Annotated in this window: 14 protein-coding genes; 7 read left to right on the forward strand and 7 right to left on the reverse strand. The window is 41.0% G+C overall.

The genetic code is table 11. From position 1 onward, the window contains the following. Positions 1-5: 5 nt before the first annotated feature. The 3 genes from GM920_RS19785 to GM920_RS19795 all read right to left on the reverse strand — a co-directional run bounded on the left by GM920_RS19785 (position 6) and on the right by GM920_RS19795 (position 3,130). Positions 6-1,103 carry a vWA domain-containing protein gene (locus GM920_RS19785; RefSeq protein ID WP_182960714.1) on the reverse strand — a complete coding sequence of 366 codons (1,098 nt, stop codon included), beginning with the start codon at positions 1,101-1,103 and terminating at the stop codon, positions 6-8. 193 nt (positions 1,104-1,296) lie between these two features. Beyond that, the gene (locus GM920_RS19790; RefSeq protein ID WP_182960716.1) at positions 1,297-2,178 is read right to left on the reverse strand and encodes a cupin-like domain-containing protein; all 882 of its coding nucleotides are present in this window, start codon (positions 2,176-2,178) and stop codon (positions 1,297-1,299) included. 406 nt (positions 2,179-2,584) lie between these two features. Next, positions 2,585-3,130 (reverse strand): fasciclin domain-containing protein, encoded by a 546-nt coding sequence (locus GM920_RS19795; RefSeq protein ID WP_182960718.1) that lies wholly within the window; start codon positions 3,128-3,130, stop codon positions 2,585-2,587. 124 nt (positions 3,131-3,254) lie between these two features. Between GM920_RS19795 and GM920_RS19800 the strand changes: the two genes are divergently transcribed. From GM920_RS19800 to GM920_RS19810, 3 genes are all read left to right on the forward strand, one after another. Then, entirely contained in the window at positions 3,255-5,210 is a 1,956-nt protein-coding gene (locus tag GM920_RS19800) for a DUF1800 domain-containing protein (RefSeq protein WP_182960720.1), read from the forward strand. Between the two features lie 12 nt (positions 5,211-5,222). Beyond that, entirely contained in the window at positions 5,223-6,488 is a 1,266-nt protein-coding gene (locus GM920_RS19805) for a DUF1501 domain-containing protein (RefSeq protein WP_182960722.1), read from the forward strand. A gap of 91 nt (positions 6,489-6,579) precedes the next feature. Then, entirely contained in the window at positions 6,580-7,746 is a 1,167-nt protein-coding gene (locus tag GM920_RS19810; RefSeq protein WP_235964590.1) for a formylglycine-generating enzyme family protein, read from the forward strand. 35 nt (positions 7,747-7,781) lie between these two features. On the opposite strand, the gene GM920_RS19815 is transcribed toward GM920_RS19810, so the two are convergent. After that, a complete protein-coding gene (locus tag GM920_RS19815) occupies positions 7,782-9,092 on the reverse strand; it encodes a DUF3472 domain-containing protein (RefSeq protein ID WP_235964591.1) in 1,311 nt (436 codons plus the stop codon). Between the two features lie 167 nt (positions 9,093-9,259). Here GM920_RS19815 and GM920_RS19820 point away from each other — a divergent pair, with 167 nt between their 5' ends. Next, complete coding sequence (locus GM920_RS19820) at positions 9,260-12,418, forward strand: glycoside hydrolase family 2 TIM barrel-domain containing protein (RefSeq protein WP_182960726.1); 3,159 nt, start codon at positions 9,260-9,262, stop codon at positions 12,416-12,418. A 147-nt stretch (positions 12,419-12,565) separates the two neighbouring features. Here GM920_RS19820 and GM920_RS19825 read toward each other — a convergent pair whose 3' ends face one another. From GM920_RS19825 to hemW, 3 genes are all read right to left on the reverse strand, one after another. Further along, positions 12,566-12,895 carry a phage holin family protein gene (locus GM920_RS19825; RefSeq protein WP_182960728.1) on the reverse strand — a complete coding sequence of 110 codons (330 nt, stop codon included), beginning with the start codon at positions 12,893-12,895 and terminating at the stop codon, positions 12,566-12,568. A gap of 96 nt (positions 12,896-12,991) precedes the next feature. Beyond that, the gene (locus GM920_RS19830; protein ID WP_182960730.1) at positions 12,992-13,777 is read right to left on the reverse strand and encodes an SDR family oxidoreductase; all 786 of its coding nucleotides are present in this window, start codon (positions 13,775-13,777) and stop codon (positions 12,992-12,994) included. A gap of 14 nt (positions 13,778-13,791) precedes the next feature. Continuing rightward, positions 13,792-14,934 (reverse strand): radical SAM family heme chaperone HemW, encoded by a 1,143-nt coding sequence (hemW, locus tag GM920_RS19835; RefSeq protein WP_182960732.1) that lies wholly within the window; start codon positions 14,932-14,934, stop codon positions 13,792-13,794. On the opposite strand from hemW, the gene GM920_RS19840 reads away from it, so the two are divergent. The 3 genes from GM920_RS19840 to GM920_RS19850 are packed head-to-tail and all read left to right on the forward strand — an operon-like array spanning position 14,872 to position 16,191. After that, complete coding sequence (locus GM920_RS19840; protein WP_182960859.1) at positions 14,872-15,120, forward strand: hypothetical protein; 249 nt, start codon at positions 14,872-14,874, stop codon at positions 15,118-15,120. The genes hemW and GM920_RS19840 overlap by 63 nt on opposite strands. A 25-nt stretch (positions 15,121-15,145) precedes the next feature. Further along, on the forward strand, positions 15,146-15,604 hold the full coding sequence (locus GM920_RS19845) for a mobile mystery protein A (RefSeq protein ID WP_182960734.1): 459 nt from the start codon (positions 15,146-15,148) through the stop codon (positions 15,602-15,604). After that, on the forward strand, positions 15,595-16,191 hold the full coding sequence (locus GM920_RS19850) for a mobile mystery protein B (protein ID WP_182960736.1): 597 nt from the start codon (positions 15,595-15,597) through the stop codon (positions 16,189-16,191). The genes GM920_RS19845 and GM920_RS19850 overlap by 10 nt, the downstream gene beginning before the upstream one ends. Positions 16,192-16,239: the final 48 nt, after the last annotated feature.

Raw genomic sequence — 16,239 nt, forward strand, 5'->3', positions numbered from 1 at the left:
AGGTGCTATCGAACTGTTTTTCTTCTGTTTTTAATATAATCTTCAAAGATGTATTCCCCTAATCCGTTGAGGGAACTGTAAAATGCCCTTCCGCCATTAATTTGGGTAAATTCCCTGACAAACTGTTGTAAGTAGGGGTCTTGGGCAATCATAAAAGTGGTAATTGGAATATTTAGTCTTTTACATTGGGCAGCCATATTTAAGGTCTTATTAACCACTTTTCTGTCCAACCCCATACTGTTTTTATAATAAGTGCCATTTTCCTTCAGACAGGTAGGTTTCCCATCGGTGATCATGAAAATCTGCTTGTTATGCGTTTTACGGCGTCTTAGAAGATCTGCTGCAAGTTCCAGTCCGGCGAAAGTATTGGTGTGATATGGGCCTACTTGTAAATAAGGCAGGTCTTTGATGGTGATCGGCCAGGCATCATTCCCAAAAACGACAATGTCTAAAGTGTCCTTTGGATACCTGGTTCTGATGAGTTCTGCCAGCGCCATGGCTACTTTTTTTGCGGGAGTGATCCGGTCCTCTCCATAAAGTATCATGGAATGTGAAATATCAATCATGAGCACGGTAGAGGTCAGGGTTTTGAAATCCTTTTCTTCAACTTCCAGATCGCGCTCTGTCAAGGTGAAATTACCGATTCCATGGTTGATTTGTGCATTGTGGATCGAGGCGGTCATGTCGATTTGATCGAGGCTATCTCCAAAAGTATATTCCCTTCTATCGGCATTTTTCTCTTCGCCAATTCCGGAGATATTGGTGTTATGGTTTCCTCTACCTGCTTTTTTTAGCTTGCCAAAAATCTCTTCCAAGGCCGACTGGCGGATGGTTTGCTCCGTTTTGGCGGTAATACGCATATCACCATTTACTGGATTTTCCTTTATATATCCCTTTTCTTTAAGGTCATCAATAAAGTTTCCCATCCCATAATCGTTATTGGTAAACTTATATTTTTTGTCCAGTTCATTCATCCATGCCAATGTTTCTCCAGCATCGCCGGCTGTATAATTGAGCAGCTGGGTGAAGAGCTTCAGCATTTCATCGAAACCACCTTTCGGTAAGTCATCTGGCTGGAAATTAGAAAAATGGAAACCTCTCATATATTCGTTATAAACGGAATATCGAAGGTAAAAGTTTGAAAAGGGAGTAATGTTATCCAGTTGTAAAAATACCTTGTCGGAAAAATGGGGCTTAAGGTGTAGCTTTTGCTACTGGTCTTAGGAGTTTAAATTCAGGGAACCACATCAGCAATGCCCTGAATTTAAAAGAATATAAAAGATTTTATCTTTTTAACTATTTCGGAGAGCCATTTGCAAGCGCACGTTCGGCTCTTTTTATCGCAACTTTTTCTCTGTATTTAGCATAAGGCGCTTTAAATGCCATCTTCAACACACTATCCAGTCCGCCTTTTATAGCCAGATTGAATACACTTTGTGCTTTTCTGGTGATTGAAGCATCCCATGCCCTTAAGCTTAAAGAGAAAGAGCCATCCAGATATTTCATCCAGTGCCACATTCCTGTAGGCATAAATAAGGTGTCACCATGTTCCAGGAAGACTTCATAACCTTCCACACCCTTTAAAGCTGGGAATTTTTCGAAATCTGGGTTTGCTACATCATAATCCTCTAGTGCATAAGTTGCATTAGGGATACAGTATAACCTTTTCTTCCATTTGTTATCGAACAAAATGATGTGTTTTCTTCCACCAAAATGGGTATGGAAAAGGTGTGGTAAATCAATGTCATAATGTAAAAAAGTAACCGAGTTGGAGCCTCCAAAAAACATAGCAGGCATACTTTCAATGAAGCCACCCATCAGATCTTTTGGTAATACAATGTCTTTAATCAGGCTAGGCACATGCTTAAACAGGTTAAAGAAGAAGATACGAAGTTCAGTAGGTTCTCTTTTGATCAAATCCAGGTAGTCGCCAAAACGCATATTAGCTACAGAAGCATTAATAGGCTTCGATGGATCGGCTTTAGAATTGTCCATCAAGCTGACATTGATGTCGCCGGCAATTTCTTTTAAATATTCAGTCGTCCATTTCTCTCTGGCTGGCCATGATTTAGTCAATCCTTTTATAATTAAAGGACGTCTGGGATCTAAATAATTCTTTTTGAAATCCTCAGGACTAATGTTTTCAACGGTATCTACCGGCTTCAATATAAAGCTCATAATTATCAAGGTTAAAGGACAAAAGTGTAAATTAAAATTTAAACTTATCCATCTCCGAATAATTATTTTTGCCAGTTAGGAACGTTGCCGCAATAATTTATCCGGGTTTCTGATTCGCAAGGGCCTTGTCTGCTCTTTTAATGGGGAGTCTTTCCTTCCATGTCCTATACTTTTCTTTAAAGTTAGCATTCATGAAATCATCAAACTTGCGTTGTATTTGGAAAAAAATAATCCTGTTCTCGGACTCAAATCTTTTCCAAAGGGGAAAACATCTGAAGGTCTTCGAACAGGATCAATTTTCATGTTTAATAATAAAGGTTCTGAATTTTAAGCATCAATGGATGATCATAGGTAGATGATACTGAGGATTGATAGCTTCTTTTTAGAGCCCTTAGCACTGCATTTTTTATTTAGGCATTAATACCGTATCAACAACATGGATAACGCCGTTTTTTTGCATCACATTGGCGATGGTTACGGTAGACATTCCGCCTTTTTCATCTTTCAGTACTAATTTATTTCCTTTCATCCATGCCCATAATTTCCCACCACTGGCTGTAGTTAATTCTGCCTTGCCATTTCCTGCTTTGATTGCTTTTGCAATATCGGCAGAGGTCATTTTTCCAGGAACAACATGGTAAGTTAGGATTTTAGCCAACATGGCTTTATTTTCTGGTTTTAAAAGCATTTCTACAGTTCCTGCGGGAAGTTTTGCAAATGCTTCATTGGTCGGTGCAAAAACAGTGAATGGCCCTGCGGATTTTAAAGTCTCTACCAATCCGGCAGCTTTTACTGCGGCAACCAGGGTGGTATGGTCTTTTGAATTTACAGCATTATCAACAATGTCTTTATTGGCATACATCGCTGCGCCTCCAACCATTGGATTTTTTTGTGCTTGAGTCGTGAATGCCAAAGCTACTAGGGCAATTACGGTAAAGAATGTTTTTTTCATGATAGTGGTTTTGTATGGGCAGATACGAGGAATTGTTCGGGTCGGTTTTTGTTATATTTAAAAAAGCGTTAATCTTTTTTATATTCTATTGGTCATAAGTATCATAACTCAAACAACCACCTCTATGAAATCATCATTAAAGGTTATTTATTCATTTTTAGCTGTGCTACTCTTCACTATCATTTTCTGTTCATTCAAGAATGGGAAATCGGAAGCTTATAAACCGGCTTTTCCCTATCGGCAGGCCGGATTAACCGAACGTCAGGCGGCAGCACATTTATTGAGCAGATTTACCTATGGGGCGAAGAAAGGAGAATTGGATGCCGTTGTGAAGATGGGTTTAGAGAAATGGTTTCAGCAGCAGTTGGATGGCACGATGCCAGATGATACCCTAAATTCATTATTGAGTAAGTATGAAGATAGAAATTTGAGTAATACCGAAGTTGAGAATAAATATCCCAGAGCAAACCGGGTATTGAAGCTAGCCATACAAGATGGCTTTATCAATAAAGATTCCGTCAATAAAGGAGATCAGCCGGCGTATCGCGCACAGATCCGCGCTTATATGGAACAGAAAGGGCTGAAGCCAGAACAGGAATTGTTACGTCAATTTATCAATCAAAAGATATTGAGGACAGCTTATACGAATAACCAGTTGAGGGAATTGTTAACTGATTTCTGGTTCAATCATTTCAATGTATCGCTGACAAAAAATCAATGTGCATCTTTTGTACCTGCTTATGAGCGCGATGTCATCCGCCCAAATGTAACGGGGAAGTTTGAAGATTTACTCCTTGCCACCGCGAAATCTCCGGCAATGCTCGTTTATCTGGATAATTTTAGCAGTACCGGAACTCCGTTGAAGAACAATAATGGGCAACAAGGCATCGGTCTGAACGGAACTGCCGTAATGGGTAATGGACAGCAGCTGAAGAAAGTTCGGCAGATGAGAAATCAGCAGCAGGTAATGAATGATAACGTTAAGCCGGTCCAGCCAAAAAGAAAATCCGGCGGTCTCAATGAAAACTACGCCAGGGAGGTAATGGAACTTCATACCATGGGTGTGGACGGCGGATATACACAGTCTGATGTAACTCAGGCTGCAAGAGTCTTAACCGGCTGGACTATCGCGCCAATGGGCGAGGAGGGTTATGGTGCCGCGATGAAAAAGATCATCGATCAGGTAGGGACGGAAAATTTAGAAAAGAGAGGTTTCGTAAAGGATGGCGATTTTCTATTTGTTCCAAACCGTCATGACAATGAAGAGAAAACGGTATTAGGTAGGGATTTTCCTGCGGGTGGGGGATATGAAGAAGGCATTGCCTTATTCGATTTGCTGGCGCATCATCCATCAACCGCTAAATTTATCAGCACAAAAATAGCCACCAGGTTCGTAAATGATCATCCTCCACAAAGTCTGGTCGACAAGATGGCAAAGACTTTTACGAAATCAAAAGGAGACCTCAGACAAGTCATGATGACCATGGTTTCGGCTCCGGAATTTTGGAGTAGCCCTGCTGTGCGCGAAAAAACAAAATCTCCTTTTGAATTGACCATTAGTGCCGTTAGAGCATTGGATGCGGACATTACACAGCCCTATCAGCTTTTCAATTGGATCAATAAAATGGGGCAAAAAATGTACTATTATCAAGCGCCTACCGGTTTTCCTGATCAGGGGCAATATTGGATTAATACCGGGTCTTTATTGAATAGAATGAACTTCGGACTGGCCATTGCTGCCCAGCGTATTCCTGGGGTGAAGGTGAACCTGGCGGCCTTAAATGATTATCATGAACCTGAAAGTGGAGAAGCAGCATTGCAGACCTACGGAAAGATGATGATGCCTGAACGCAATTTAACGGAAACTTTTAAAAGGCTGAAACCAATGTTGAATGATCAGGACTTGACGAATAAAGTGGCGAATGCTGCAGATAAAACGGTAGGTGTAGCAGAAAAAGAACAACAGATCAGTAGTCAGAAAGAAGCACTGCCAATGGGATCAAAGGAAAAGAATAACCATGCGATGTTGGCACAAGTAGTTGGCGTGATCATTGGGTCACCGGAATTTCAACGTAAATAAATTTAGAAAACCATGACTTCAAGAAGAGGATTTATTAAAGGAGGTGGCCTGGCATTATTTGGCATTGGACTGGGTGGAATACCGGGCTTTCTGGCAGAAGCAGTAGCCAAAACTTCGGCACCAGGTTTGTTCAACAGAAAGAAAATACTGGTTTGTATTTTTCAGCGCGGTGCGATGGATGGACTAATGGCGGTTACGCCATTTACAGATCAGTACCTGCAGCAAGCCCGGCCAAATTTATTTATGAGTGCTGCTAAAGCAAGTAAAAATACACCCTTGATAGATCTGGATGGGCGCTTTGGACTTCATCCTTCCATGGCTGTGTTTGAGCAGGTATTTCGGGAAAAAAGGATGGGAATCGTGCATGGTATCGGCTCTCCTAACAATACCAGATCTCATTTTGATGCCCAAGACTACATGGAGTCAGGAACTCCATTTAAAAAAGGGACAGATAGTGGCTGGTTAAACCGGGCGGTAGGTTTACTGGGTCATGATGGCGCAACGCCTTTTCAGGGCGTTAGCTTAACGTCTTCTTTGCCAAGATCTTTTTATGGTGCAAATCCGGCACTGGCCATCAGCAACCTTCAGGATTTTAATATTCAAATGAGAGGGAATCTGAATGGGGCTAATCTGGCTGCCAAAAGCTTTGAAGATTTATACGATCAAACTTCCTCAGGTTTGCTTAAAGACACAGGAAAGGAAAGCTTTGAAGCCATAAAAATGCTGCAAAAAACTGATACTAAAAACTATAAACCGGCTAATAATGCGGTTTATCCGAATACCGCATTGGGTAATTCCTTAAAACAAATCGCTCAGCTGATCAAGATGAATGTGGGGATGGAAGTTGCTTTTGCTGAATCTGGCGGTTGGGATACGCATTTTAATCAGGGGACAGATACCGGGGTTTTTGCCAGAAATGTGAATGACCTAAGTAATAGTATGATGGCCTTTTGGGCAGATATGGGCACTTTACAGGATGATGTTACGGTGATGACCATGACGGAGTTTGGGCGTACCGTGAAACAGAATGGTACCGGCGGAACAGATCATGGCCGTGCTTCCTGCAATTTTATACTAGGAAATGGGGTTAATGGCGGATTGGTGCATGGCAATGTGCAACCGATGGCCATCGAGAATCTTGAAGATGGGAGGGATCTCGCCGTAACTACAGATTTTAGAAGCGTATTTTCTGAAGTGGCAGACAGGCACTTAAACCTCCACAACGATAAAGTCTTGTTTCCAGATTGGGATGGGCAGAAAATCGGAGTGATGCGGTAATAATCAGCTTAAATGAGCTGGGACTTTAATATTTTATCATTAATTTGGCCTTCATTAATCTGATTTCAGAATCGTATTCCCTGTGTTTTTTATGAAGAAAGAGTTTTTGTATTTGTTTTTAGCGTCGGCTATGGTAGCCTGCAATCAGAAGACTGAGCCTAAAGGCGGAGTTTCTACTACCGAAAATACCACAGATAGCATGGCCAGTGTAGGAATGACGAGCTCCCATCTCAGCGATGCTGCCAGCTGTAGCTCAAACCTTCCAAAACGATATGGTGCTGTTAGCGGAATGGAAACACTTTCCAACGATCAAAAAAATGAACTGCATGACCATGCGGGTATGAAATTTATTCCTGCAGGATCGTTCAAAATGGGTGCTTCAGACAAGGAAGGACGTCGAGATGAATATCCGGCACATGAGGTGAAAATGGATGGTTTTTGGATCGATGAAACTGAAGTCACCAATGCCCAGTTTGCAGCATTCGTAAAAGCAACAGGGTATATCACCCAAGCCGAGCAAAAGCCTGATTGGGAAGAAATCAAAAAACAATTGCCTCCGGGAACGCCGAAACCTTCGGAAGACCAATTACAACCCGCCTCTTTAACTTTCTCCCCACCTAAAGGACGTGTAGACATCAATGATGTTTCACAATGGTGGAGCTGGACTCCTGGTGCCAGCTGGAAACATCCACAAGGACCAAAAAGCAGTATAAAAGGTAAAGAAAACCATCCTGTTACACAAGTATCCTGGTTTGACGCCAATGCTTATGCCAAATGGGCAGGGAAACGTTTGCCTACAGAAGCCGAATGGGAATATGCAGCAAGGGGTGGTTTAAGTGGTAAAAAATATCCCTGGGGAGATGAAGATCTGGCTACTGGAAAGCTGAAAGCCAATACCTGGCAGGGGGAATTCCCGTATTCAGATCAGAAAACAGATGGTTATGGAAGTGTTGCACCTGTAAAATCATTCGCTGCAAATGGCTATGGTTTATACGATATGGCGGGAAATGTTTGGGAGTGGACCGCAGATTGGTATCGCGAAGATTACTATCAACAGCAAAAGGGAACCGTTGCAAATCCAAAAGGACCAAAAGATAGTTATGATCCGGCAGAACCTGGAATCCCTAAGAAAATCATCAGAGGAGGTTCATTTATGTGTCATTCTTCGTATTGTAAAGGGTATCGGGTAACTTCCAAAATGAAGTCTTCGATGGATACAGGACTGGAGAATACCGGCTTCCGGTGTGTGTCCATATGATATTCTTGAACCAGTCCTGATCGCAGGCTACCTACCTATGGCAGCTTATTGAAATCTATTTCAGGGTGTGTTTTTCCTGTAGATTTCCTATGAAATGGGGTCTTAATGGGAGTGAAATCATTAAAGAAACCGCAATTTTTTAAGTAGAAAGATGTACCATCGGTACCGCCGGTATAATCTTTTCTGTAGTTGATTCTTGCTGTTGCATCTGCAGTGAATACGACATCAGTTACCTCATGCCATTTTCCGGAAGCATCAATTGCCCATTGGTTTTTATAGTCGCCTCTGCGGGACTGATCACCAGTTGGTGGAGAGAAATTTTCCAGGAATGAATAGATACCGTTTAGGTATACTGCCGATTGTGGGCGATCAAAACTAGCCACCAATTGCCAATCGCCTTTTTCAAGATCCTTAAAATAGGCAGTATAAGTTGTGGTGTTCTTTGCCGGATTAGGCTGAGCATGTGTCAGGAATGCATAGGTCTTGCCTGCTCTCCATGGGTAAAGCATATAGCTTTGTCCGCCAGAACCTTCATTACCGAACTCTCCGGTTTTTGTGGTATTCCCTTTTTTCAACAACACAATCTTCATGCTATCAGGAATAGATTTTGGATCATCCGTTGTAAATGGGCTCCAGATAGAGAACAATACCCTACGCTCTGTTGGCGAGTTCACCTGCATGCCAAAATAACCACCGCTAAAGCCGTTGGCCATATAGTAAGTACCTTGTTTATCTTCACCAGTAGGGACCATAATTTCATTATAGAACCATTCTACTTTTTTTGCTGCTTCCGCAGGGATCACATAGTTTAAATGCACGGATGGACCTCTTCTGCCCCAATGAAAATAACCTCCTTCATTGTTTTTTACATAAACAGCGCCTTTTTCCAAAGCGCTACCACTTACTAATAAGTCTGAAACTTCGGCAAATACTTGTCCGGTTTTACTGATGCCTTTCAATTCGACTTTTACATAACCTGGAGTCTTGATCTCTACCTTACCTAAGGGGATGATCTGAATTTCTGCATTGTTTAGTTCTTTACTGAAAGTTTTCCCCGCCACACTCAGGCTGATTTTGCTGTTTCCTTCTGGAATACGCATTTTAAGCGATAAATTTGCTGTTCCTGCGGCTTCTGTTCTAAAGTAAATGGCAATTACATCTGAGGCTTTATTCCAATTGGTTAGGCCTTGATCTTTTATCCTTGCAGCGCCGCCTTTTTCTACATAGGCATTACCTCCAAGAGGGATGGTGATACTTCCAGGCTCGATTTCAGCCCTGCTTCCGGCAAATGTCACCGGAAGAATCAGCAGCTGAAAAGCAAGAAGGAAAAAGGTAAATTTCTTCATGTTCATTGTTGTGTTTCGTTGGTTTTGTGTGGTTTCGAAGATGAAATTAGGAAAAGAGACAATAAAAGAAGGATCTAAAAGCAGTCAAACGTTTGCGTTGCCCATTTAGGGCATAATTAGCTAAAATATCGTTACGTTCGATTTAGCAATACAATCTAAACACATAAATGAGAACAATTTTTACCACACTATCCTTATTATTGGCCTCTTCGGCAGTAATGAGCCAGCAATTACCCACGGAGTTGCAAACTCCAGAGGTGGTTTCTGTAAACAGGATGCCCATGCGTGCTTCGGCATTTGCTTATGAAAGTAAAGCATTGGCTGTAAAGCGTGAAAAGGAGAAATCAAATTACTTCTTAACCTTAAACGGACAATGGAAATTTAACTGGGTACAAGACCCACGTCAACGTCCGCAAGAATTCTTTAAGACCACTTTCGACGATACCAAATGGGATAATTTTAAAGTTCCTGCGAATTGGGAAACCAATGGTTATGGTATGCCAATCTACGTAAATCACCCTTATGAATTTGCAGGTCGCAAATTGATGGGAGAGCGAATGAACCCGCCATTTGACATTCCTGAGGATAATAACCCAGTAGGATCTTACAGAAAGAAGTTTACACTTCCAGAGAACTGGGATGGTCGTCAGACTTTCATCCACCTCGGTGCCGTAAAATCTGCTTTTTATATCTGGGTGAATGGTAAGAAAGTTGGTTATAGCGAAGATAGCAAGCTAGCTGCGGAATTCGACATCACCAAGTACCTGAAAAAAGGAGAAAATCTGGTGGCTTTACAAGTCTACCGTTGGAGTGATGGTAGCTACCTGGAATGTCAGGATATGTGGAGAATCTCTGGTATAGAGCGTGATGTTTATCTTTATTCTACGCCAAAAGTAGATGTTAGAGACTTCAAGACGATCGCTACTTTAGACAAGACTTTCAAAAACGGACTGCTATCTTTTAATGCAGAGATCAACAACTACAAAATTGAAAGAGGAACGCTTCACAGCACTCCAGATACTTTTTCTGTAGCTTTAGAACTGGTAGATCCGAAAGGGAAAACAGTTTATACAGAAGAAACAAAAGGAGTAAATAAGGTCATTGGAAACTATAAAACCAATGTAAAGTTGCAAACGGAAATCCCGAATGTAGCGGCATGGACTGCGGAGACGCCAAACCTTTACACCTTATTCATCAGCTTAAAAAATAAAAAAGGTGAAGTATTGGAAGTCATTCCACAGAGAATCGGTTTCCGTACTGTGGAGTTGGTCAACAATAACTTCCTGGTTAATGGAAAAAGAGTGTTCTTTAAAGGTGTAAACCGTCATGAGCACAATGCGACACAAGGACATACCTTAACTAAAGCAGACATGCTGAAGGATATGGAAATGATGAAGAAACTGAATGTAAATGCAGTAAGACACTCTCATTATCCACCGGATCCATATTGGATGGAGCTTTGCGATGAATACGGATTGTACGTTATTGATGAAGCAAATATTGAATCTCACGGTCGTTATTATGACCTTGCTTATACGCTTGGAAATGATAAAGAATGGAGAATGCCACATATGGAGCGCATTACAAGAATGTATGAGCGCGATAAAAACCATGCTGCAGTAATCACCTGGTCATTAGGAAACGAAGCCGGTAATGGAAGAAACTTCTATGAAGGTTACGATTGGTTGAAAGCTAATGATGGCCGCCCGGTACAATACGAGCGTGCAGAAGAAGATTTCAATACAGACATGATTGTGCCTCAATATCCTGATCCTGCCTGGTTGAAAAGCTATGCGAACAGCAAGCCAGACCGCGCTTTGATCATGAGCGAATTTGCACACATCATGGGAAATAGCCTTGGTAACTTCAAAGAGTACTGGGATGTCATCGAAAGTCAGCCAAACCTGCAAGGTGGATACATCTGGGAATGGATTGATCAGGCAATTGATACCGTGAAAAACGGAAAACGTATCAATGCTTATGGTGGTGATTTCCCTTTAAGTGGTCCGGTAAATGAAAACTTTAGCGACAACAACTTTAGTGTTAAAGGTGTGGTGACGAATCATCGTGGCATGACTCCAATGGCAGTAGAGGTGAAGAAGGTATATCAATACATCAAAACCAAATATAATGGCAACAATACCATCAGTGTCAACAACTCTTATTTCTTCAAAGGTTTAGACAATGTGAAGTTAAACTGGGAGCTGTTAGAGAATGGTAAGGTTGTTGAAAAAGGGATTCAGAATGTACTTAGCATTGCGCCAAGAGCAGAAAAAGAACTGAGCTTGCCGATCAAAACGAAAGCTAAAGCAGGTTCAGAGTACTTCCTTAACGTATATTACGACTTAAAAACGGCTGAGCCTTTCCTTCCTGTAGGATACACGATTGCAACGGAACAATTTGCATGGAATGGTACGCCACAAGTGGCAAATCAGGCAACAGCAACAGGTAAATTAAGCGTAGAAAAAGCAGCAGGAAAAACACTGGTTAAAGGAAAAGACTTCCAGGTGGAGTTAGATCTTGACAAAGGATTGATGACTGGTTACACGGTAAAAGGTGATCAACTGTTAGCTGAAGGTCCACAACCAGGCTTCTGGCGTGCACCAACCGACAATGATATCGGTGCTGGTTTCAATAGCAGTCTTAGAAAGTGGAGAAGCGCTTATGCAGAAGGTACAGTGAAAGCTGCGGAAGTGACTACTTCAGCTTCGGGAGAAGTGACTGTAGTGTTTAAGAAAGATGTGGTGAATGGCGATGCTACCGTTGAACAAACGATTACCATCAGACCTGACGGTGTTTTAAAAGTAAACAACCGCTTCACAGCGAATAAGGGGAAATATCCTTTAATGCTCCGTATCGGTAATGATTTACAGTTAAACGCAGGATTGAACAAGATCAATTACTATGGTCGTGGTCCAGGTGAAAACTATTCAGATCGTAAAACAGCTTCTTTTGTAGGGCTATACAGCCAGACTTTAGACGAGCAATATTTCCCTTACGCACGTCCTCAGGAAAGTGGTAATAAAACGGAAGTACGTTGGGTTAATTTCACCGATAAAAAAGGAAAAGGATTAAGCTTCGGTATGGCAGATAGCCTGTTGAGCTTCTCTGCACTGCCTTATAGTGTGGATGACCTTGATCCTGAAGTGAACAAAAAACAATACCATTCAGGTGAATTGGTAAAGAGAGATCGCATTTATATGCACCTTGACTTGATTCAGAGTGGTTTACAAGGAATTGATAGCTGGGGTTCTATGCCATTGAGCGAATATAGAGTTCCTTTTGCTGCACATGAATATACTTATTGGATCAAACCAATTAAATAGTCAACAGTAATAAAAAACAAAAGCGGCATTTGAATCTAGATTCAAATGCCGCTTTTTTATGCGATTTTGTTTTATAACCGAATGTTTTCTAGGTCATTAAAAAATAATTGCGCAAACGTTTGCGTCTGCTACAACCAAGCTCTCTTTTTAATGTTGTATGATCACTCCAACTATGGCCATCACTAAAGCGATGATTAGTGCGGGTACAAATCCAGTAACTTCGAAATCATCAAACAGCTTGTCTGCTATTTTGATCATCACGGCAGTTACCACCAAATGAACAAAGAAGGATAAGAATCCTAAGGTAACCACATTTAGCGGTACCCTTAGTACCCAACCTAAAGTTGTATTCAATAAGCCAATTACTAAGGCAACTACGATTGCTGTGCCATAATTTTTAATTCTTACAGTAGGAAGAACATAAGTCATACCTAGTAAAATACCGGCATTGACTAAGAGAGTGATGATAAAATTCATAGCTTTATTTTTGAATTCTCAATGGGTCAAAAATCAATCCAAAAATACGATGGGCTTCCGTTAATTGGAAGCCCATCGTATTTTATGAAGATTGGATTAAGTGACTTTTGCCGTTCTGATATATTTAGAAAATTTTAGGGGAAAGAATCGTTTCAACCAAACTCCTTTAACTTCTTTTCCTCCGATGTAGACTTCTTCTTTGTTTAACTTAACTGCATTTACAATCATTTGCGCACAAGTTTCTGGCAACATTCCGCGCTCCTGTGCTTCATCCATGGTTCCCTGTGGAGTTCCTGAAGGCGTTAAAGCGTTAAGGGTAACCTTAGTCTTGATGAAACCCGGACACACAATGGTAATGTGAATTCCCTGATCAAATAACTCCGATCTCAGGGAATCAAAATAGCCGTGTAAGGCATGTTTAGATGCGGAATAAGCAGAGCGAAGCTTGGTGCCAAATTTACCTACCAAACTACTGATACAAACAATATGACCACCGCCATTTGCAATCATCACCGGCAGTACTGCTTTACTTAAGGCAACGGTACCCCAGAAATTAACATTCATCAGACGCTGTTCTACGGCCAGATCGGTTTCTAAAGCCAATCCCCGCTGACTAATTCCGCCACTATTGATCAACAGGTCTATCTTCCCGAAAATTCGAATGGCTTCTGTAGCTTTTTCTGCTAAGGTGTCCGTTTTCTCCAGATCCAGCGACAATACATGGACGTGCATCTTATTTTTACAATTGCCTTTTACGCGGAACAATTCATCCCGGTTGCGGGAAGAAATGATCAATTTTGCGCCCAAATCACTATACGCATAAACCAATGCTTCTCCTATGCCGGATGAGGCTCCGGTGATCCATATCACTTTATCTTTCATTTCTGTAGGCTATTTTAACGGTGGTCTTCTGGTATTAAAAACAATTCTGAGGCAATATGATCTGCAAATAACTTCCCGTCTAAGGTTAAAGTTAAATGATCCTGCTCGTTTATTAACCATTGTCTTTCCACAAATGGTTGGATACTTTTAAGCGTATCCGCTAGGAATACTTTGCCAAAATCGGCTGCTATTTTATCCAGACTGGTTCCCCACATGGTGCGTAAGGAAGTCATGATGTATTCATTAAACCTGTCGTACAGGTCTAAGGTTTCTATGGTTTCAGGTAATCGGCCTTCTCTGATGTCACTTAAATAAGCGGCATTATTCGCCACATTCAGGTAACGGGTTTGGCCATCAAAGCCATGTGCAGAAGGGCCGATGCCCATATATGGAATGCCGCGCCAATAATTGGTATTGTGAACCGCATAATGACCAGGCTTCGCAAAATTAGAAATCTCATAATGTTCAAAACCACCTTCTTTTAATTTATCAATCAGCGTGATGAACTGTGCTGCACTTTGTTCCTCATTTACCGGTGTTTGTTTGCCTCTTTTGATGGCACTTGCAAGCGCCGTCCGAGGTTCAACGGTTAAAGAATACGCGGAAATATGCGGGGTTTGAAACTCAATGGCTTTATTGATATTGCTCAACCATTTTTGATCAGTGAGTAGGGGATAACCATAAATTAAATCGATGCTTAGGTTTTCAAATCCAGCATCCTGGCTTCTTTTGATACAATCTTCCGCTTCCTGTGCATTGTGCGCACGGTTCATCCAGATCAGGTCTTCCTCAAAGAAAGACTGGATGCCAATACTGAAACGGTTGACTGGCAATTGTCTCAATTCCTTGATCTTTTTAGCATCAAGGTCATCTGGATTGGCTTCAATCGTAATCTCTGCATCCGAAGCAATAGAAAAATGCTTGGTCAGGGTATTGAAAATCTTTTCAAATGCTGCGGTAGGAAGTACGGATGGTGTGCCTCCGCCAAAGTAAATGCTGCCTATCTGATGGTCGGCAACCCTGTCCTTTTTTTTGATGATTTCTGTGCAAATCGCATCAGTCATCTCATCAACGTATTTTAAGGAGGTGCTGAAATGGAAATCGCAATAAGTACAAGCCTTTTTGCAAAATGGAATATGGATATAAATACCGGACATCTGACAAAAGTAAATAAATTTAAAGGGCTTACAGAAAATCCTTTCTCTGCAGGGGCCAACTTAACCAGCCCCAGCATCTTTAGCGGTTATCGAGTACAATATTTTGAAGTGGATATAAAAATTTTGTCAAGCTATAGCTTTACTTTTATTTTTTTTTGTCAAGCTATAGCTTTACTTTTGGTGTAGTTTGTCAAGTTAAAACTTTACGTATATGGGAAAACAGTCATTAATGATTCAGCAACTAAATAAAAAGTTGCTAAGTTTTGCTTCCTTAAGACAGGTTGCTGTGCCGCCGAATGGTTGGATTAAAGCTATCCGTACTGCTTTGGGCATGTCAATGCAACAATTAGGTAACAAATTGTCTGTAACCAAACAAAGTATTCAGGATATTGAAAAAAGAGAAAAGGATGGTTCAATCACCCTAAAATCCTTAAGAGAACTGGGTAGGGTATTAGATATGGAATTAGTTTATGGTTTTGTACCGAAAGATGGATCACTGGATGCTCTTGTAGAAAAAAAGGCTTTGGAATTAGCTTCAAAAATTGTTTTACGTACATCTAATACGATGAAATTAGAAGCCCAGGAAAATTCTAAAGAGAGAATAGAAAAAGCGATTCAAGAAAGAGCGGAGGAAATTAAAAATAAAATGCCTAAAATTTTATGGGACTAGATATCGCTTATATTGAAGGTCAAACCCCGTTGGACGAAGAGGAAAAGGAAGGTTTGCTCATATCTACTATTGCTACAAGGGAAGAGTTGGACGAATTTGAACAGCAGAATATAGAAGAAGCGATAGTCTGGACTTTAGAAAGAAAAATTAAATTACATAACCTATGCACAGAAGTTTTCATCAAGGATGTGCATAAACGAATGTATCGAAATGTTTGGGCTTGGGCAGGAAGTTTTCGGAAAACAAATAAAAACATCGGTGTTGATAGATGGAGGGTAGCGGCTGAGTTAAGATCTTTGTTAGATGATGCCATGTTTTGGATTGACAATGAAATTTTTCCTCCTGATGAAATAGCAGTGCGTTTTAAACATCGGATTGTTAGTATTCACTGTTTTTCAAATGGAAATGGGCGCCATAGTCGGTTGATGGCTGATCTTATTATTGAAAAAATATTCAACATACCTGTATTTAGCTGGGGAGCAGGGAATCTTTCTAAAGAAAGTGAAAATCGAAAGATCTACCTGGAGGCACTGAAAGCTGCAGATGATGGAAATTACAAACTACTCTTATCATTTGCACGATCTTAATCTGTCATATTTCTTTGCATAAGCAAGCCCTTGTGGTCGGGAAGAGTC

This window comes from Pedobacter gandavensis (assembly GCF_014172405.1).
GTDB classification, from domain to species: domain Bacteria; phylum Bacteroidota; class Bacteroidia; order Sphingobacteriales; family Sphingobacteriaceae; genus Pedobacter; species Pedobacter gandavensis.